Source organism: Acinetobacter haemolyticus, assembly GCF_900406815.1.
Lineage (GTDB): Bacteria > Pseudomonadota > Gammaproteobacteria > Pseudomonadales > Moraxellaceae > Acinetobacter > Acinetobacter haemolyticus_A.
In genome coordinates, this window is record NZ_OVCN01000007.1 from 63,311 (window position 1) to 84,041 (window position 20,731).

A 20,731-nucleotide genomic window follows, 5' to 3' on the forward strand; every position below is an offset into this window, starting at 1 on the left:
GCCAAGAAGAATCATTATTCTTCTTGGCTGAATATTTTAGAGGATTAAGTTTTTCGGTTTTATTGGCGCAATATCTTCGCGTGCTGCAATAAACTCAGGGCGAGGTTGAATACCTCCGAGGGGTTGTTGCAGTTGATTGTCGATACTATTGTAGACAAAGAAGATATTACTTCGTGAAAACGGCGTAATATTACTGTTTGAACCATGCATCAAATTACAATCAAAAAACACCACACTACCTGCACGCCCCGTACAAGAATGTATGCCACCCATATCTGCTAAATAACGCAACAAGCTTCCATCTGGAACGCCGTATTCTTGCTTTTTCAGCGATTTTTTATAATGCTCATCAGGCGTTTCACCTTGACAAGAAATATAATGTTGATGGGATCCTGGAATCACTAACAAAGGCCCATTATGCTCATTGTTGTCTGTTAACAAAATCGAGCAACTGAGCGCACGCATTCTCGGCATACCATCTTCACTATGCCAAGTTTCAAAATCAGAATGCCAAAAGAATTCTTTGCCATGTAATCCTGGTTTATAGTTAATGCGCGATTGGTGTATATACACTTCACTGCCCAATAATGATCGTGCAATATTTAAAACACGCTCATCTGAAACCAAATTTTTAAATACTTCATTGAGTCGGTGGACGTTAAAAATCGAACGGACTTCCTGACTTTCACGCTCAATAATTGCCTCTGGTCGTTGCTGCATCGCATATGCATGACGCATTTGATGCAGCTCATCCAGCAAATATTTGACCTCATCTGCACCAAACAGATCATCTATTTGCAAAAAACCATTGGTAGCATAATCTTGCTTTTGTTGTGCTGTCGCCCCTTCGACCAGAATCGAATCATAAACAACGGGATCTGCACGAGAAATAATGGCTGCAGCATCACTTCTCCGTGTCAGATAAGGATTGCTCATTTGCATAGTTAAGCCTCCGCCTCCGTCTGCTTCAGCATTTGTGCAGGTGTTGCATAAACGCCATCTTTGTCGTGTACCTCATTTCCCACCAATGCGGGGTTAAAGGTGCACACTAAAACTAAATCAGTTTTAGCACGCAGATAATGATTGTCATTTTTATCAAGAGCATAGAGTGTTCCAGGTGTAATTTTATACACCTCACCTGATGGAATCAGTTCAACCTCACCTTCACCTTTGACGCAATACACAGCTTCTAAATGGTTTTTATACCAAATATGCGTTTCCGTACCTGCAAAAATGGTCGTTTCATGCATCGAGAAGCCCATACCATCATCTTGCAATAATAAGCGGCGACTTGCCCAAGTTTCTGTTTGCACATCACGCTCAGTATTTAAGATATCTTGTAGTTGACGGACGATCATGAAACAACTCCCTGTACTTTTGCATTGGGTTGGGTTTTATTTTGAGATAAATGGGTAGACGAATAGACTCGAACAACATGTTCAATTGCTTGTTCAAGCAGATCTATTCCTTGTTCTAAAGTTTGATTTTCAATGGTTAATGGCGGGAGTAATTTCACCACCTCTCCCCGACTGCCAGAAGTTTCAATCACAAGCCCCAGTTGGAATGCATGTGTGGTGACTTCATCTGCCCAATCAGGATTTTTAAAGGCAAGTCCCTGCATCAGCCCACGACCACGATGAGTCAATTCTGCAGCAGGAAACTTTTGCACCATCGCTTGTAAACGGCGGCTGACTAAAGCTGATTTTTCTGCGAGTTCAGTCTGGAATTTTTGATCAGCCCAGAAGTGTTGGATTGCCTTGGTCGCCGTCACAAATGCGAGATTATGTCCACGGAACGTACCATTGTGTTGTCCCGGTCGCCAAATATCCAATTCTGGCTTAAACAACACCAAAGACATCGGTAAACCAAAACCAGATAAAGACTTTGATAGAGTCACGATATCGGGATTAATCTCGGCAGTTTCAAAACTAAAGAAATGCCCCGAACGACCACAACCTGCCTGAATGTCATCTACAATTAATAAAATTTTATGTTGCTTACACAGTGCAGAAAGACGCTTTAACCAATCAATACTTGCTGTGTTTAAGCCACCTTCGCCTTGTACACACTCCACAATAATAGCGGCAGGTAAATCAACCCCACTACTTCGATCCGTCAACAATTGATTGAGCATATCAATTGTATCTACATCTGGACCAAAATAGCCTGCATAGGCAGCATGGTGAACATTTCCTAGAGCAACGCCAGCCGCTTCACGGAATTTTTGATTACCTGTGAGTGCAAGCGCCCCCAAACTCACCCCATGAAAACCATTGGTAAACGCAATAATATTATGACGTTTAGTCACATTCCGCGCTAACTTAATTGCCGCTTCCACGGCATTGGTTCCAGTGGGACCAGTAAATTGCAACTTATAATTCAGACGTCTTGGTTTCAAAATATATTGTTCAAAGGTTTCAATAAATGCCTTCTTTGCAGAAGTTGCCATATCCAAACCATGAACAATCCCGTCTTGCACTAGATAATCAATTGCAGCCTGCTTCAACACAGGATGATTATGCCCATAGTTTAATGTGCCTGCCCCTGCAAGAAAGTCGATATAAGCTTGATCCTTTTCATCCACTAACACTGCATTTTTCGCAGTTTTAAATACGGTTGGAAAAGAATGGATATAGCCGCGGACTTCAGACTCCAATCGACTGAAAATATTCATGAATAACTCCAAGTAGTTAAAAATTTAAAAGACTTAAAAAGTCGCTCAATCCCATTTCCAAAAACCAATGGTATACAGATCTTCTGGCTCGTGTTGGATATCAAAAGGTTCAGGCTGAATTGGTTGTAGTGCTTGTTTTGATAAGAAAGGGCTGACTTTGCAATCAACTTCAAAACGTTCAGCGAAACTGCGGAAAAGATTTTGAGAGGCTTTATTACTTGGAGAAATTGTTGTTTTTAAAAATTCTAATTGTCTGGATGCTAAACATTGTTCTTTGACTTGATCAAGGAGTAAGGAGCCTATTCCTTTTCCTTGCTCACTGGGCGATACCGCGATCTGCCACAAGAAATACGTATTAGGATCTTCTGGACAAACATAGCCTGTCACTGCACCACAGATTTGATCTTTATGATCATAGGCAACAAAACAGGTATCGGTATGATGCTCGGCAAGTAATGCGTATGCATACAATGAATTGAGATCCAAAGATGGACAGGACTGAATCAACGCATGTACTTCACGTACATCTTGGGGTTGAAAGTTACGAACTCGACACTGATTCAGTTGATGAATAATTGATGATTTGGTCAAACGAATTGACTGTCTTGATAAAGCTTCCACGCTATCTCCTTTTGTATTTCCATACTCGGCATACTCAAGTTAGTAGTGGCATCAGAATCATGAGACATTAGTCATTGAATCACAATCAAATTTATAATCTTTAATTACCTTTAAAAAATTTTGAACTGACTTTAATTGGGTACTTTTGCCTCAAGCAACTGGGCAAACTGCTCTAATGAAATCACAAGACGTTGCCGCTCATCATCCGTTAAAGCTTGTAAAGCCAGTGAAAAACCTTCAGGTAACGCAGATGGTGATTGATCTAAGAGTTGTTCGCCTTTTGAAGTTAAGCTCACATGTACATGGCGACGGTCTTGTGTATCTCGCATTCGCAATACCAAGCCCTTTTCTTCTAGACGATCAACAATTCCAACAACTGTACTTGGACTCACAAAAATGGCTTTACCGATCGTAGACATACTACATGGACCCATTTTTGCGATGGTCATAAGGGCAACTAATTGCGGCGTTGTAATCTGGTGAAGTTGTGACAACCGTTTGGAGTATAACTCCACACATTGTTCAATCCGCCGAACACTTTGTAAAACACGAACAGCATCATCCATCTTAATCACGCACAAAAAAAGCTAAACACACTATTGTAGTACGTTGTACATGATGTTGTCTGTATTTTCAGAAAAACATTCGTGTTCTATCAATTACACTTAATCATTACTCCAAATACATTTGATCTCTGATACCTTGAGTAGAAATCATTATAGGTAGTGAATATTTCTTCTTCAAATCAATTGATATCAAATAGTTTCAATAAGAACTATTTTATTAAGAATTGACTCATAAAATACCTATTAATCAAACAATTAAAAATCGTGTAATTTTATGTAAAACTTATAAAATAGTAATGGCCGATATTTATGAACAAATATCGACCATTCTTAGCTTTATCACCCCATTGTGATTTACTCGCTTATCGACAAACAACATCAATTTTTTAATCTAAAGCGCACCTGATCAAATACGATTTAATCCTCTTAAAATTTTAAAGCAGCATACATAAAAAGTGATTTTTCATACATTTTTTAGCTTATTTAAATACCTCAATGAACACTTCAAATTGAGCGTTGATTAACTCGCTTAGACAACTCTTCCGCCGTCTCTTTCCGCTCAGAATAACGATCTGTGAAATACTTACTTTGTCCACGTGTGAGCAAGGTGAATTTAAACAACTCTTCCATCACATCGACGATACGATCATAGTAAGACGAAGCTTTCATGCGACCATCCTCATCAAACTCTAAAAATGCTTTAGGAATCGAAGACTGATTTGGAATGGTGATCATCCGCATCCAACGCCCCAAAATACGCATTTGATTAACGCTATTAAAGGACTGCGAACCACCACTTACTTGCATCAATGCCAAGGTTTTACCTTGAGTCGCACGAATCGCCCCACCCGCAAGCGGAATCCAATCAATTTGTGATTTAAAAATTGAACTCATCGAACCATGACGTTCAGGCGAACACCACACCATCCCCTCAGACCATGCCAGTAACTCATGCAACTCTTTGACCTTTGGATGCTCCATATCGGCATCTTCAGGCAAAGGTAAACCTTTAGGATGGAAAATTTTTACCTCAGCACCCAAATATTGCAAAATACGACCCGCTTCCATCACTGCCAAACGGCTATAAGAGCGCTCACGATTTGAACCATATAACAATAAAATACGTGGTGGATGATCCAGCTCTACTGCCTGAATCTGTTTAAATTCAGGCTTAGCTAACAATTCAATTTCGATATTTGGGACATCAACATCAAATTCGTTCATTGGGAAAATACTTCTTTTTTAGCCATAGTGAAACACTGACCAGTGCAATTAATACAGGCACCTCAACCAATGGACCAATCACTGTCGTAAACGCCACAGGAGATGCTAAACCAAACGTTGCAATCGCCACAGCCAATGCCAACTCAAAATTATTACCCGCCGCTGTAAATGAGATTGCAGTAGTCCGAGGATAATTATTCCCCATCGCTTTACTCATAAAGAAACTGATAAAGAACATCACGACAAAATAAATCGTCAATGGAATTGCAATGCGAATCACATCTAAAGGTAAGCTCACCACATCACTACCTTTGAGACTAAACATCGCCACAATGGTGAACAATAATGCAAGCAAACTTAAAGGGCTGATCTTGGGCAAGAAAGTATTTTGATACCAATCTAACCCTCTCGATTTAACCAGAATCAATCGTGTCAAAAAGCCAAGTAAAAATGGAATGCCAAGATAAACCAACACGGCATGGGTAATCGTCCAGAAGTCAACATCAATGACCTGCCCTGCAATCCCAAAATAAGGTGGTAAAACAGTTAAAAATAACCATGCATAAGTACTGAAAAATAAGATCTGGAAAATACTATTGAACGCGACCAAAGCCGCAACATATTGATTATCACCGCAAGCAAGTCCATTCCAAACCAATACCATTGCAATACAGCGTGCTAGTCCAATCAGGATCAAACCAGTCATATACTCTGGGTAGCTATGCAAAAAAATGATCGCCAGTAAAAACATGAGGATCGGTGCAATCAACCAATTCTGTACCAAAGATAAAACCAAGGTTTTTTTATCTTTAAATACTTCTGGCAAGGTTGCATAATCTACTTTAGCCAAGGGCGGATACATCATCAAAATCAATCCAATCGCAATTGGGATATTGACGGAATCCACACTCATTTGGTTCAAACCGACAGAAACTTGTGGAAAAAATACACCGATCGCTACCCCAAGCCCCATCGCTAGAAAAATCCACAGGGTAAGGTTACGATCTAAAAAGGACAATCCTGATTTAGCCATGTTCGATCCAGTTAGTCGATGTGTGAGATTTGATTAATCGCAGCAATTTTTTCTGGGCGTGTCATATGGGTAAAATCATGTGCAAATAGCGCATCAAGACGGCGATTAATATGATTAACCGTCTCTTGGAAAGCTTTGAGCTTTTCATCTTTAGGCAGTTCTAAATGCGAAGGATCCGCCAAGCCCCAATGTGCCTTGATTGCACCGCCTAGATAAAGCGGACATGCTTCTTGTGCCGCCGAATCACAAACCGTAATCACCACGTCAGGTTGATATTGCTCACAATCATCGATGGTCTTACTCCAAAGTCCATCCGTTTCAAGCCCTAAACTTTGTAAGGTTTCAATGGTCAGTGGATGCACTTGTCCTGAAGGTTTACTGCCCGCACTATAAGCTTTCCACCCCACTGGCGCACGATGATTGAAAAGCACTTCTGACAAAATGCTACGGCAGCTGTTCCCTGTACATAAAAAAAGAAATTTCATAATGTTTTACTCACAATAACTTTGTGTTGATAGTGTCGCTAATGTTGAAAGGCTGTTCATTTGCGTAGTACTTAATATTTTTAGAATGTCATGGCACCAATCAGGCAATTGCGGATTAATACTGTAATACACCCATTGGCTCTGTCGTCTGTCTTGCAATAACCCAGAAGAACGTAATAAAGCTAAATGTCTAGAAATTTTGGGTTGGCTCAGTTGTAATTTTTCAGTGAGATCACAAACACACAGTTCTTTATTTTCGACGACTAAAGTGACGATATTGAGACGAGTTTCGTCCGATAAACATTTAAAAAAATTGACTTGATCCATATCTACCTCCAACTCTATATTTGAATATGCAGATAATCACATATAAAGACTAAATATTTAATTCACTCTTTGCCCATTTTCATCAATAACTTGCTCACCATCTTCTTTGGTAAAAGCGCCTTTTTGTGACAACGGTAAAATATCTAAAACCACTTCAGATGGGCGGCTTAAGCGCGTACCCAATGCCGTCACAACAAAAGGACGATTAATCAAAATCGGATGTTCAAGCATAAAATTAATGAGCTCATTATCGCTCCAATCCTCACGTTCAAGTGCCAAATCACGATATGGATCGACATTTTTACGAATTGCGTCCCTTACAGATAAACCAGCATCAGCGATAAGCTGAATCAACTTATCTCGTGTAGGTGGTGTTACCAGATATTCAATTACCGTTGGTTCAATCCCTGTATTGCGGATCAAAGCCAAAGTATTTCTAGACGTCCCACAAGCAGGGTTATGGTAAATCGTTACATCTAAAGAAGCCGTCATTTGGATTCATCCAAGGTTTACATTCTCATATATTTATATACGAATTAGCATATATATACAATATGTACGACTTTTATTTTTATGTTAATATTGCGCGCAATTGACCCATTGATCATTCAGCAAGATCAAGCATTTTCGACCTCTTCACCCAACCCAATGTATTGTATTCAGCCCATACAGATATGAGCAATGTATTCCTTTCCTTAATACAATCCGATTGGCTATTTAATATTGAAACACAGGTATGATTTTTAATGACGCTTAAGCAAACCGTTGAAACCATTGAAGGCCCTCGAATCAGCGTAGCACCAATGATGGATTGGACAACAAAATAAAATTTAACAAAAACTATCAATAACTTAAGAAATAAAAAAAACTCCTAGGTGTAAATAAGGTGTAAAAAATGATAATTAACATCTTATAAGAAATTCTTATAGCGCTCCCTTATTATTTACATCTAATGTTAAGATACAATCATACTATTCCATCATTATCATCTTTTAATGGGCAAATTTAGCTCCTCTCAAATGTTCGACTGTAGTAGATGAAATATATGAACGCTGATTTCCAACAACAAAATGAAATTTTACCTCGTGGTGCTATTTACACACGTTCAGAAGTTGTAAGTTTCATATTAGATTTAGTTGGCTACACAGATGATCGTGCTTTATACCAAATGAGCGTATTAGAACCATCTTTTGGCGATGGAGACTTTCTTAAAATTGTAGTAAAGCGACTTGTTAAATCTTGGAAAAAATCAAAAAAAAATAATAAGTTAGATTTCAATGAACTTATTAATTCAATTCGTGCAATAGAAATTGATAAGAATACTTTCGAATCCACTCGTTTTAAGTTAATAGAGCAACTAAAGAGTGAAAGTTTTACGGCTAACCAAGCGATTCAATTAGTTGATAGTTGGCTAATAAATGAAGATTTTCTTTTAACACCAATAAATCAATCATTCGACTTTGTTGTTGGAAATCCTCCTTATGTTCGTCAAGAATTGATTAAAAATGATTTATTAGCTAAATATCGCTCTATATACAAAACAATATATGATCGTGCTGATATTTATGTTCCTTTTATAGAACGTTCACTATCTCTTCTTTCTAATTCAGGAGAACTGGGCTTTATCTGTGCAGATCGCTGGATGAAAAATAAATATGGATCTCAACTTAGAAAGTTCATATCTGATAATTATCATTTAAAAATTTACATAGATATGATGGATACAGATGCCTTCCATACAGAAGTGATAGCCTATCCAGCAATCACTATTATTAAGAAAGGTTCTGGAAAATTTACACGTATAGCTCATCAACCAGAGATTTCAGAAAAAGTATTAGCAGAACTATCTCACTTACTATTATCTGAAAATCTTTTACGAGATTGTACGTTCGTCAAAGAGTTAGCCGGTATTGTAAATGGGCATGAACCATGGCTATTAGAATCAAAAGATCAAACAGCTCTTATACGCCGTATTGAAAATGAATTTCCACTATTAGAGGATGCTGAGTGTAAGGTAGGCATTGGAGTAGCTACTGGTGCTGATAAAATCTTTATTAGTAAGGATGACGAGATAGATATAGAATCAGATAGAAAAATTCCTTTAGCTACCACAAAGGACATTATTTCTGGTGAAATGCGTTGGCAGAAACAGGTCGTAATCAATCCATTTGAAGAATCTGGAGAGTTAGTCGATCTTGATAAATATCCTAAACTAAAAAAATATTTAGAATCTAATAAAGAAATCATTAGTGCTCGCCATTGCGCTAAGAAGAACCCATTAAATTGGTATCGTACAATTGATCGTATAACCCCCTCATTATTATCAAAGAAAAAATTATTAATTCCTGATATAAAAGGACAAGCTCACATAGTTTATGAAGATGGAAATTTTTATCCACATCATAATCTATACTTTGTGACCTCTCAGAACTGGGATTTACATGCATTACAAGCCGTACTAATGTCCTCGGTTACACGATTATTTATCGGTATGTATTCAACAAAAATGAAAGGTGGTTTCCTTAGATTTCAAGCTCAATACCTGAGAAGAATACGTTTACCACTTTGGGAAAATGTATGTGAAACCTTACGCACTGAACTCATTCACGCTGCGAAAAATAGGGATCTTTCCGCATGCAATCAAGCGACTTTTAAACTTTATAAATTGAGCACTGAAGAACGCTCTATATTAGGGGAGGATGAGAATTAAATGACTCTAAATTTAGTAAATTATGAAAAAAAAGCTGAGGATGCTGTCAAATTATTTTGGGGAAACCGTGCAGCCGCAAAGCTAAAACAAATTAATACTGGTAAAGCTGATCAAGGAGAACGTGCTGGTGTTACAGCAGGAAAAAATATGGATGGATTCTTAGAACTAATCCTTGAGGTAATTCAACAAAATGGCCTAGGACATGCTGAAATCTATCAAAATAAGGCAATGCTAACGTTACCTGGATATTTTCGCCCTACGAAATTATGGGATCTATTAGTTCTTTATAAAGGAGAACTAATTGCTGCTATTGAATTAAAAAGCCAAGTTGGTCCATCCTTTGGTAATAATTTTAATAATCGTACTGAAGAAGCACTAGGTACAGCACACGATTTATGGACAGCTTATAGAGAGGGTGCATTTGGAAAACAATCTAGACCATTCGTTGGATGGTTAATGATGGTAGAAGATGCTCCAGAATCGCGCAGACCAGTTAAAGATAGATCTCCCCATTTCCCCATTTTTGAGGAATTTAAAAATGCCTCTTACCTCCAACGTTACGATGTTCTATGCCAACGTTTAGTACAAGAACAACTTTATACAAATGCCACAATTTTAGCTTCAGAAAGATCTGCAGATGTTGATGGAAAATATTCTGAATTATCAAGTTTGACAGGCTTAAAAACATTTATAACTTCATTAGCTGGTCATATCGCAACTGCTGCTGCACGATTAAATTGAGAAAAAAATGAATTTACTTAATATTAAGAATTCTGAATACCATATAGGATCTGAATGGAGAAGATGGGATCTTCATATTCATACACCTGAAAGCCAACTAGGTTCTTCATTTATTGGAACCACATGGGAACAATATCTAGATGCTTTAGAAACTAAGACTAAAGAGTTCGATATAGCAGTCATTGGAATAACTGACTATATGACAATTGATGGCTACAAAAAAATCTATGAAGCTCTTAACGATACAACCGCCCCTAGATTAAGTTCAGTAAAATTTGTTTTACCAAATATTGAGTTTCGTGCACAGCCATCAACAAGTGATGGGAAAGCGTTAAACATCCACTTACTGATAAATCCAGGAGATTCAGACCACATTAATAAAATAGAACGTGCTCTTAGAAATTTAAAAGTTACCTATAACTCGACACAATATGGTTGCTATAAAGACGACTTAATCTCTTTCGCAAAAGCTCAAAATCCTAGTATTCAGGAACAATTAGCTTATAAGTTTGGGATAGAACAATTCAAGCCCTCTTATACTGACATTCTGAATTGGATTGATAATGATGCATGGCTTAAAAAAAATTCCTTAATAGGTATTGCAAATGGAAAAGATGGAATCAGTGGTTTACCAGCGGATGGGTTCTCTTCTGTTAGAGATGAATTAATAAGACAATCTCATTTCATATTTTCTGGGAATCCTAATGATAGAAAATATTATTTAGGTCAAAAAAATGGTACTAATTCTCAAGAAATTATAAGAATGTATAAAAGCTTAAAACCATGTTTACATGGTTCTGATGCACACACAAAAGATGATCTATTTAGACCTGATCATGATAGATTCTGTTGGATTAAAGCAGACCCCACTTTTGAAGGACTCAAACAAGTACTATGGGAGCCTGATTCAAGAGTAAAAATAAGTAATATACGACCTCAACCCTCTAATTTAAGTAAAATAATTACCAAAATTAAAATTGATAATCACAACGGTTGGTTCTCTCAAGAAATATTAAACCTCAATTCTGGTCTCATTTCTGTGATAGGCGAAAAAGGAGCTGGAAAAACAGCAATTGCTGATCTTATTGCGTTTGCTGGCGGTGTTCCATTAGATACTAAATCGCAAGCTTCGTTTATTAATAAAGGTAAACGTCATTTATCTGATGTAAAAATCGAGCTTACTTGGGGGAATGGTGAAGTATCGACTGGTATACTTCCCAATAATGCACCATCACTTCCTAAACCTTTAGTCCGTTATTTATCTCAAGATTTTGTAGAAAGACTTTGTTCTAATGATCATCAAGGGAATGAATTACAAAAAGCAATTGAAGAGGTAGTTTTCAACCATCTAGATGAAGATCTAAAAGAAGATTACTCCTCATTCGAAGAGCTTCGCTCTGCAAGAGAAGCAGCATCACAATCTAGACAGAATGAATTCCGTGGTCGAATTGTTGCATTAAATAGAGAAATTGAACGATTACATTTTACTGTTATCCAAAAAACTGAAAAGCAGTTAACGTTAGAATCAATTAAAAAGCAAATTATCGATTTCAAATCTCAATTACCAGCATTAACTCAAACTGCAGATGAGGCAATATTAAAGTTATTAGAAAAGGAACAACTCAATTTAAAAGAGCAAGAATTATGTTTATCTAAACTGAATCGCTCAAAACGATATATTGATGAACTTTTAAAAACCTATAAAAACTTAAAAGAAAAGACAGATCATCAAATTGACCAATTAATAGCAGGTGCACAAGAACATGAAATTATCCGAAATCTAGACTTCAAGAATCTAAAGCCTTTCTGGAATCCAAATATTGAATTTATTCTAGAACAAAACTCTATAAGAATTAATGAAGAAATTCAGAAAATTAAAGGCAATGAAATTAGCCATAACCCCACTGGAAGTACCCTCTTTGACATTCAAAAACGTATCATAGATTACCAACAAAAGTTGAGTAACGATGAAATAAATCGTAGAAGATTACTAGATCTTCAAAAACAAATTAATGATATCGAGCAAACTGAGAAAAGGTTAGAAAAAGAGATACAAGACATAGATCAGAAAATTTTACCTTCAATAACTGAGCACACTGTTGAAAGACAGCGTATTTATTTGAAATATTTTGAAGCTTTGGCTGAAGATCTCAATGGCTTAAAAGAGCTATATGCGCCTATGCAAAAACAATTAGCATCGTTTGGCACAGATATGACATTCGAACTTTCAGCTGGCTATAAAATCAATCGTCAAGAATGGGTTGATAAAATAGTTAAATTTTTCGATGGTAGAAAGCCCTATGCCTTAGTAAAAAAAGAAGAAATTGAATCTTTCATTGTTGAAAAAATTATTCCAGCCTGGGAAAGCAATGATAAAAATCAAATATCTCAAGTCCTTTCTGATTTTAATCAGAAAGTTTCACCTTTTGATTTCATGCAGAATTGTGCAGCTCCTAGCCTAAAGTTAAGTGAACTATTTGATTGGATGTTCTCTACTGATCATATTAGTACAACATATCGAATTAAGTATGCTGGATCATATCTTGAACACCTTTCTCCAGGTACAAGAGGAATAGCATTATTAGTCTTATACTTATTAATGGACGAAGATGATAGACGCCCTTTGATTATTGACCAGCCAGAAGGAAATTTAGATAACTCATCTGTATATTCTCAATTAGTTCCATATATTAGAAAGGCAAAAGAAAATCGACAGATTATTATTGTTACTCATAATCCAAACTTAGTAGTAGGCACAGATGCAGAACAAATTATTATTGCATCATCCTCCCGATCACCTAGTCAGGTTTATCCTCGTATCTCATACTATTCTGGATCTCTTGAACATAATGAATCTGATGAGACTAGCAAAGGTATTAGACAAACAGTATGTATTCTACTCGAAGGTGGAGATAAAGCGTTTAAGGATAGAGAAGGTAGATATTCCATTCTTCAGCCCATATAAGTTGAGTTACAATTAATATAAGTGAGCTATTCATTATAGCTCACTTATATTTTATAATTTAAAAACTAGATCTATTTATAAAATATTTATTAAATTAGCTTCTTAAAACTTTCTAGATTAAAGTTATCTTATACTTCAGCACACAGCAATAGAGAATTCAGATTTATGGAACTACAAGTTCATGATGTTTGTATCCACATGGATGACAAATGGGATAATATTAAGATTTACTATATAATAAAAAAAACACAAAGTGAAATTATCCTCTGTACAAATTTACTTACAGAAGAAAACCAGAGAACAATACCACTTGATGACTTTGATAAACTAAGAATATTTCCATTCTCATTTTTAAGTAATAGTAGACATACTAACTTAAGTATATATATGCAACGAGTTGGTAATTTAATTTGTGCTTTTTTAAATAAGTCTAAATCCTTAACGCTAAAAAAATTAACTGATCTACTTAATAAGTCTAAATTTTCCCTAAATGTATTAAAGAGCGAATGGATAATTCGCTGTCTGACGGCAGCAAAAATGATTATTGCCACTCCTAATAATGAAATAGTTTCTTTTAAAATTTCATCAGCATTTATTGCTATTGAAAATCAAAGAAATTTCTCTGCTTCTATTGCAACAGAATTAGAAACACTTAGTCAGAGAATTAGGTTCATTAATCAACATGGCCCTACTGTAGGAACCTATCGAGAAACTCTTCTTAAAAACACTCTTAAAAAGCATTTACCTGAACGTTATCATGTTGCAACAGGTTTTATTCATGGCGTAGAAAAACAAATAGATATATTAATTTATGATAGAATAGATTATGCACCCATTTTTCGTGAAGCAGATCTAGTAATTATCCCCCCGGAATCAGTTCGCGCAGTCATCGAGGTTAAAACAAAAATCACACTTAACAACCTTCGGTCAGCCCTAGAATTATTGAGCCTAGCTTCTTATGTAGATGATAAAAAACCTCCATTTTTCAAAGGAATATTTGCTTTTGAAAGTTCATTACGAGAAGAATCATTATATCATAAGGTTGCTGATTTTTATTCAGATCTTAATACTATGTCACAAGGTGGGCCAGGAAAACTTATTTGTTTCCCGTTCGAGCATTTAAGTTGTATTTGCGTTCATAATCAAGCTTTTGCTTATATTAGATATGATAGAAATCGAGATAATAGATTAGTTCCTTTCCTATACTCTAAGCGTAGCGCAACTGGACTTTCCAGCCAAACTAGTTTTTTTATACAAAATCTTTTAGCTCATTTAAAATTTGGCGGAGTAAAGAAAAGAAAAATCAACTACTTAAACAAGATGCTTGGTGAGGATTCAATTGATACAAGAATAAAAGATCTGCGTGAAGAGGATGATAGCTGGGGAGCATACTTTACATTTGATAATGGATATCAAGAAGAGGGTGACGATGTAATCGAAGAAATGGAAAAATTAATTCTTTCTTCTCAAGAATGGATAGATCAAGAAGAGAACTTCTAGATTAAATAACTTCAGTCTCTAATAAATAGACTTTCATTAAAAAAATAAGATTTACCTGATATTTATTAGAAGACTGATAGTGATAAAAACTAAATACCACCTAAAATTAATGTAAAATTTATAATCATTTATGAATCTCAAATTATTAAAAAACATTTTTAATTTTAGGGCAATATGAATATCCAACCAAGTTTACTCAGCTTCATTTTTGCAGGTTCCAGCAAATGGCGACTCAACTATACATTTCCTGAGCTGGTACTTGAACTGGATACCAGAACCATAAAGCTCAATACTGAACAGGTACTGGAAACGCATATCCAGAAAGGCTGGATATGGTCATCATTGACACTCAAAACCGTTGATCAAAACTTTCAGTTCAAGGGCATGTTTAACACACAGGCTGAACAGTTTCAAACTGAAATCCGCAATGATGCAGAATTCCTGAGAAATAAAAGAAACGCTGAAAAGATCAAGGAAACCTTAAAACCGTTCTTACGGGAATATCACAATTTTATCCAGCAAAATATTTACCTATCCCATCACCTCAGCAAGCTGTTTAGGTCAGATTTATCACAAAGGTCAAAAGCCCCTGTTGAACAGTTTAACAGCCTTATTCAAAGGGATATCTCTTTTGCATTTGAGCCGCCCCTACAAAACCTGTTTGAGCGATTGCAACAGTTTATTGAATTGCCAGTTGAGGCAAACTATGCCATCGATGCAAAGAATAAGCGTTTTGTTGAAAGTGAGTTAAAGGTATTTAAGCAGTTCTTTGATCAGGTGGAAAGTACGCCCCTCACCGATGAACAGCGCATTTCCTCCATCATCTTCGAGGACCGTAACCTGTTGGTTGCTGCAGCTGGTTCAGGGAAAACCTCCACAATTGTTGGAAAGGTAGGCTATGCCCTGTTAACTGGACTCTACAAACCTGAAGAGATTCTGGTTCTCGCATTCAATAAAAATGCAGGCGAGGAACTCAGTGAACGTATTAACTTTCGATTAAAAGACATTCTCGCCCAGTTTAATACCCGTGTTGAGGCACTTAATTTCCACAAGTTCGGCGTTAAGGTGATTGGTAAGGCAACTGGAAAAAGTCCATCAGTTTCCAATGATGCAGGAAAACCCCAATCCCTCCTGAATCGGATTATTCAACAACTGATTGAAACAGATCCAGACTTTCAGGCAAAATATCTTTTATTTAAAACGGCCTACCTAAGACCACCCTTGTCTCCCTTTGCATTTAAAACTCAAAGTGAATGGGAAAAGGCACACAGACGATCATTTGACAGGTTCAAGGATGGCTTTGAAACCTATCAGGGCGAAATCGTTAAGTCACATGGTGAAAAAGCCATAGCAAACTGGTTGTACAGTCAGGGGGTTCCCTACCAGTACGAAAGAAACTACGAGCATGACACAGCGAATGAACATCACCGCCAATACAGGCCTGACTTTTACCTGCCTGAAATAAACCTGTATCTGGAACACTACGCTGTAGACCAGCACGGCAAGCCACCTGCACACTTTGGACAAAAGTATCTGGATGACATGAAGTGGAAATTAGGAATCCATCAACAATATAAAACTGATTTAATCACTACCACCTTTCATGAATTTATTACAGGTTCCATTTTTAGGAAACTGGAACAGGAGCTTAAATCAAGGGGACAAGTATTCAGGCCACGTACTCTTGCCGAGATCAACTCCAAGGCACAGTCTATCTATGAATATGATGCCAATGAACTTTATGTCAGTTTTTTAAGTCACTACAAATCCAATCAGGCCAACATTGCGAGCCTATTGGCCAGACCCTCACTCAACCTGCGGGAGAGTCTTTTTTTACAGTTATTTTCCAAGGTTTACCAACAGTACGACCAGTTATTGAAAAACAGCAAGGAACATGACTTTGATGACCTGCTAATCGAGTCTGCCCAGTTAATCAATGAAAATAGATATAAGAGCCCATTCAAGCTCATTATCGTGGATGAGTTTCAGGACACTTCACAGGCCAGAGCCAGACTCATCCTTTCCCTACTGAATCAGGTGCCCGAAACAAAACTTTTTTGTGTTGGGGACGACTGGCAAGCCATATACCGATTTGCAGGTTCAGACATCAGTATTTTTACCCAATTTGAAAAGGTCTTTGGCTATACCAAACAGACACAGCTTACCCAGACATTCCGCTCCAATCAGGGTATTGCCAATGTCGCCAGTGGCTTCATCCAAAAAAATAAGTCCCAGCTTCAAAAAGTGATCAATGCCGTTGATAAAACCAGCAGCAAAGTAGTTGAGATAAACTTTCTAACAAAGACTCAGGAAATTTATGAATATCTGTTTAAAACCATTATGGAAATCAATAATGCCAATACGAGTTTAGGTAAAAAGAAATCAATTTATATTTTGGGTCGCTACAAACATCACAAACCAAATCTGGACAGCATTTTGCCCTTTCTTAGAAATTGCAGCATTGAGTTCAAAACCATCCACTCATCCAAAGGCCTACAAGCAGACTATGTGATTATTTTAGGCTTAAATACTGGCAGTAGTGCATTCCCTTCTGAAAAAGAAGATGACCCTCTTATCAACTTAGTCTTGCCACAACCAGAAACACATGCCTATGCTGAAGAACGCCGTCTGTTCTATGTTGCATTGACTCGTGCAAAAGAGAAAGTTTTTCTTATTGGTGAACGTAATTCAGTATTCCTAGAGGAAATTATCAAAGACTCAAGCATCAAGGAATTTATTCATATACCTAAAGATGAAAATACGTCCATTAACCATGATATTCCAGAAAAATGGCGATGTCCGAGATGTAATCAGGGACGTATGTGGAAAAGAACAGGACCATACGGTGACTTTATGGCTTGTAGCCGTTATTCAGAATGCGGATATACTAAAAGCTTAAAGAAGTAGTTTTGATAAAAGACTCCTCATTTAAACGAAAGAGTCTTTTTTAAATTTATGCTGCTGACAGAAACATTCCATTGGCCGCGCTTGCACCTGAAATCAAAAGCTTGCCAGCAAACATTCCACCACCTCCAGCAGACATAGCACCACCACCAACTGCGGCAAGGGAGGCATTTGTCAAGGCTGCACCATGTAATGAGCTAATTGCAATACCTGTACTCGCTTTACCTAGAAATCCCCATGCACCAAGTACGGAGGCAAAGGCAGGTGCAAGAATGTATCCAGTCACAGAACAAACTACTGTTGTAGCGACAACCTTGATAGACTTCCGATATTTGGTATAAACGGATTGACAGAAAAGTTTAAAACGATTGAAAAGATTTTTAAAAAAGTTCATATTTTGTTCCTAGTTACTCATTAATAATTAAAAGCTTACTGTTATTATTGGTTAGCTTTTCTTTAGGCAATGAAAATTATGCCTAATACATCACTATTTAAGGTTTTCATTTTTCTTTTTCAAGCCTAAAACTATAATTTTTGAGAATCTTCCTCTACATAAGGGTTTTTATAAATGAAAAAAATAAGACCAACCTAATAAAAAACTCTCTATCTTTAAGAGACAGAGAGTAATTATTCAATTCAAAGCCTGAACCGACTGCTGTAACCCTTTCTGAATGTCCTCAACATGGCTCAAGTCATGGGTTTGTTGAGACTGTTCTGATCTTGATTCATCAATGTAAAACTCCTCAACAATATCCAAGCCCTCTTCATCTCCAACTTCAAAACTGGCATTCCCATAACCCTGCCTCGCGACATGATCTAAAGCCTCCTGATAAAACCCTGATGTTTTACTTTGCTCATCGATTTGCTTAGCTGAAGTAATCGCTTCTCGCAAATTAATACCATCACGTAAAGTTAAATCCACGTAATAGATTGGAGTACGGTAGCTTTGTGTCGTGCTTTTCCCACGTAAGGTCAGTTGCAATGGCAGACATGACAGTAAATCACCAGAAGCGGCATGGTAGTAACGAAGCCGTGCTGCCAAAGTCCGGATGCTATTAAAACCTGTAGTTCTAAAGATGAATGTACCCAACTCATCTGACTCATCCAGATTCACGTAAAGTCTGCCGTAAGGCTTACACTGTCCGCCTTGAGCCAAAGGGCATAAATCAGGTGATGGGCATGGATGTTGTTCAACCCCGTTTTGTCCAAGTCGCTGACAGGTTTCACCATTACCAGTACAGATGGGTCGGCCAGTTTGTCGATCAAACAAGGTGTACTCCGCTCGTAGATTCAGTTCAGGATCATTAAAAATCATACGGACTGGAATAGTTCTGAGTTTCTGGTTTTGTGCCTTAGCACGTAACTGCTCATCTAATGGATGTTTTACCCAGCCATCTTTATTTTGAATTTGACTGGTAATCGTAAATTGGTCATCTTTTTCAGGTATACGTTTGCCATTTTTCTCGACGATCTTACCGATACTGATACGACCTAATACAGGTGGTGTGATTGCTAAACCTTTAATCATTTTATTTTCCTCTACGGTAATTTTTAACGATTGCCCCTTTGATATGTGTAAGAAGCAAATATTTTTTAAATGCATAAATTCAGCGCAGAACAGTCCATTTAGTCGTCAGTAAGTACTTCACGGTACTTGCTGGCGACGGGGGCTGTTTTGCGCTTTTTTGATGAAATGGGATTTGGAGAAGTGACGTGGAATTTCTGTAGGATTTGCTTAGGCTAATTAACTTGGCCTAATCATCATTGGTGTAAATCTGGAATCTACGTGTGCCCTGCTTGTTTTGCGGGAACTGTTCTAGAAACTCAGGATGCTGTTGTAATAAGGCTTTACTGTCTAAGCTGATCGAATCTTTCGACTTCTTCCAAGTGACTGAACCGGCCTTAAATATGGCCCGTTCTGCATCCTGCATCTTGATCTGGATCTGATGCTTCAACTGATCAAAATTGCTTTGGTATTGCTCCAGCAAATGACGTTGTTGCAATAACTGCTCAAAGCACTGATTAGCTGTGACATCCTCGGATAGATTAGAAGTACTGAGTGGAATATGAGCTGGATATAAAAGTTGTAGTGCTTTGGCTGCCGATTCAGATGCATCAACATCAGGTGGTATATCCTTCTCTACACATTCCCAGAAGTAACGCTCTGCATCCACAATGTATTTGATTACCGTCTCACTGCGCGTCACCTTAAAGATTCGGGTTTCATGGCCACAGATCAAGGCACAGATATGCGCTGCCTGTTTGCCTGTGACTGCCAGTTGATGTTGTACCTGGCATAAAACATAAAGCGGCACACCATCTCGCCATAGTTTTGCACCATACTCACCGACAGTTTTACATTCTAAGATCTGAACTTCTTCATGACCCACCACGGCATAGTCCAAATTAGCCAACATAAAGTGTTTGTCTTCGTCAGGATGCTGTAGCACTGCATTGACCCGACGGACTCTGTGATTGGTATGCATGCTGTAGTATTGCGCCACCAAAGGTTCAAGCTGCTTGCCCCAATATAAAGGTGCATAGCCTGCACTTTCGTCTTCAATGTTTTGCTGTATCCGTCCGGTCTTAATCATCCATAATTCCAGCATCGACATATAGGGATTTAGGCCACATGCGGTTGCTGCATCACTGCTACCAATGCCCTGCTTTCGGACTTCCAACCATTGTTGGTAATTCAGCTTTTTAGTGTTGGCAAGATGTTTGGCTGCGGGTAGTTGACTGGTTTTCTTTGGTGTTTTCTTGGTTCGTGTGCCCACCTCAACCTTATGCTCAGTTTCAATCTTGATGGGATAAGGCTGTAAAGGTGGATGATTTAGGGTGTTCTGAATATGAGTATGACTATGCATAGAGAATATTCCTGTATCGGTAAAATCGTAAAAGCTGAATTTTGGGCATAAAAAAAGCCACATCTGAGGATGTGGCGAAAAGGGTATTGCTTTGCTTGCTACGGTTATTACCGT

At 37.5% G+C, this 20,731-nt stretch carries 18 protein-coding genes; 5 read left to right on the top strand and 13 right to left on the bottom strand.

Translation table 11 applies throughout. From position 1 onward, the window contains the following. Positions 1-36: 36 nt before the first annotated feature. From thpD to arsC, 10 genes are all read right to left on the bottom strand, one after another. Positions 37-942: an ectoine hydroxylase gene (thpD, locus tag DK207_RS06370; protein ID WP_109440452.1), complete on the bottom strand. Its 906-nt coding sequence runs from the start codon at positions 940-942 to the stop codon at positions 37-39. A gap of 2 nt (positions 943-944) precedes the next feature. Continuing rightward, positions 945-1,358 carry an ectoine synthase gene (locus DK207_RS06375; RefSeq protein ID WP_109440453.1) on the bottom strand — a complete coding sequence of 138 codons (414 nt, stop codon included), beginning with the start codon at positions 1,356-1,358 and terminating at the stop codon, positions 945-947. Further along, the gene (gene ectB, locus DK207_RS06380) at positions 1,355-2,674 is read right to left on the bottom strand and encodes a diaminobutyrate--2-oxoglutarate transaminase (RefSeq protein ID WP_109440454.1); all 1,320 of its coding nucleotides are present in this window, start codon (positions 2,672-2,674) and stop codon (positions 1,355-1,357) included. The genes DK207_RS06375 and ectB overlap by 4 nt, the downstream gene beginning before the upstream one ends. 45 nt (positions 2,675-2,719) lie before the next feature. Beyond that, positions 2,720-3,295, bottom strand: coding sequence for a diaminobutyrate acetyltransferase (gene ectA, locus DK207_RS06385; RefSeq protein WP_109440455.1), 576 nt, complete (start codon positions 3,293-3,295; stop codon positions 2,720-2,722). 131 nt (positions 3,296-3,426) lie between these two features. After that, positions 3,427-3,861, bottom strand: a complete 435-nt coding sequence (locus tag DK207_RS06390; RefSeq protein WP_004637923.1) for a MarR family winged helix-turn-helix transcriptional regulator — start codon at positions 3,859-3,861, stop codon at positions 3,427-3,429. Positions 3,862-4,365: 504 nt separating this feature from the next. After that, positions 4,366-5,085: an arsenical resistance protein ArsH gene (gene arsH, locus DK207_RS06395; RefSeq protein ID WP_109440456.1), complete on the bottom strand. Its 720-nt coding sequence runs from the start codon at positions 5,083-5,085 to the stop codon at positions 4,366-4,368. After that, entirely contained in the window at positions 5,072-6,118 is a 1,047-nt protein-coding gene (arsB, locus tag DK207_RS06400) for an ACR3 family arsenite efflux transporter (RefSeq protein WP_109440457.1), read from the bottom strand. The genes arsH and arsB overlap by 14 nt, the downstream gene beginning before the upstream one ends. A gap of 11 nt (positions 6,119-6,129) precedes the next feature. Next, the gene (locus tag DK207_RS06405; RefSeq protein ID WP_109440458.1) at positions 6,130-6,603 is read right to left on the bottom strand and encodes an arsenate reductase ArsC; all 474 of its coding nucleotides are present in this window, start codon (positions 6,601-6,603) and stop codon (positions 6,130-6,132) included. A gap of 6 nt (positions 6,604-6,609) precedes the next feature. Then, on the bottom strand, positions 6,610-6,930 hold the full coding sequence (locus DK207_RS06410; RefSeq protein ID WP_109440459.1) for a metalloregulator ArsR/SmtB family transcription factor: 321 nt from the start codon (positions 6,928-6,930) through the stop codon (positions 6,610-6,612). A 57-nt stretch (positions 6,931-6,987) separates the two neighbouring features. Next, complete coding sequence (gene arsC, locus DK207_RS06415; protein WP_109440460.1) at positions 6,988-7,422, bottom strand: arsenate reductase (glutaredoxin); 435 nt, start codon at positions 7,420-7,422, stop codon at positions 6,988-6,990. 553 nt (positions 7,423-7,975) lie between these two features. Here arsC and DK207_RS06420 point away from each other — a divergent pair. The 5 genes from DK207_RS06420 (at position 7,976) to DK207_RS06440 (ending at position 17,753) form a co-directional block, all read left to right on the top strand. After that, positions 7,976-9,640 carry an Eco57I restriction-modification methylase domain-containing protein gene (locus tag DK207_RS06420; RefSeq protein ID WP_109440461.1) on the top strand — a complete coding sequence of 555 codons (1,665 nt, stop codon included), beginning with the start codon at positions 7,976-7,978 and terminating at the stop codon, positions 9,638-9,640. Then, positions 9,641-10,381 (top strand): PaeR7I family type II restriction endonuclease, encoded by a 741-nt coding sequence (locus DK207_RS06425; RefSeq protein ID WP_007479473.1) that lies wholly within the window; start codon positions 9,641-9,643, stop codon positions 10,379-10,381. Between the two features lie 7 nt (positions 10,382-10,388). Next, positions 10,389-13,346, top strand: coding sequence for a TrlF family AAA-like ATPase (locus DK207_RS06430; RefSeq protein WP_171293639.1), 2,958 nt, complete (start codon positions 10,389-10,391; stop codon positions 13,344-13,346). Positions 13,347-13,511: 165 nt separating this feature from the next. Then, positions 13,512-14,846: a DUF6602 domain-containing protein gene (locus tag DK207_RS06435; protein ID WP_109440462.1), complete on the top strand. Its 1,335-nt coding sequence runs from the start codon at positions 13,512-13,514 to the stop codon at positions 14,844-14,846. A 174-nt stretch (positions 14,847-15,020) separates the two neighbouring features. Continuing rightward, the gene (locus tag DK207_RS06440; protein WP_109440463.1) at positions 15,021-17,753 is read left to right on the top strand and encodes a UvrD-helicase domain-containing protein; all 2,733 of its coding nucleotides are present in this window, start codon (positions 15,021-15,023) and stop codon (positions 17,751-17,753) included. 46 nt (positions 17,754-17,799) lie between these two features. On the opposite strand, the gene DK207_RS06445 is transcribed toward DK207_RS06440, so the two are convergent. From DK207_RS06445 to DK207_RS06455, 3 genes are all read right to left on the bottom strand, one after another. Beyond that, positions 17,800-18,036, bottom strand: a complete 237-nt coding sequence (locus DK207_RS06445; RefSeq protein WP_227509639.1) for a hypothetical protein — start codon at positions 18,034-18,036, stop codon at positions 17,800-17,802. Between the two features lie 345 nt (positions 18,037-18,381). Then, a complete protein-coding gene (locus DK207_RS06450; protein WP_109440464.1) occupies positions 18,382-19,278 on the bottom strand; it encodes a hydrolase or metal-binding protein in 897 nt (298 codons plus the stop codon). Between the two features lie 226 nt (positions 19,279-19,504). Continuing rightward, on the bottom strand, positions 19,505-20,617 hold the full coding sequence (locus DK207_RS06455; RefSeq protein WP_109440465.1) for a YqaJ viral recombinase family protein: 1,113 nt from the start codon (positions 20,615-20,617) through the stop codon (positions 19,505-19,507). Between the last annotated feature and the right edge of the window lie 114 nt (positions 20,618-20,731).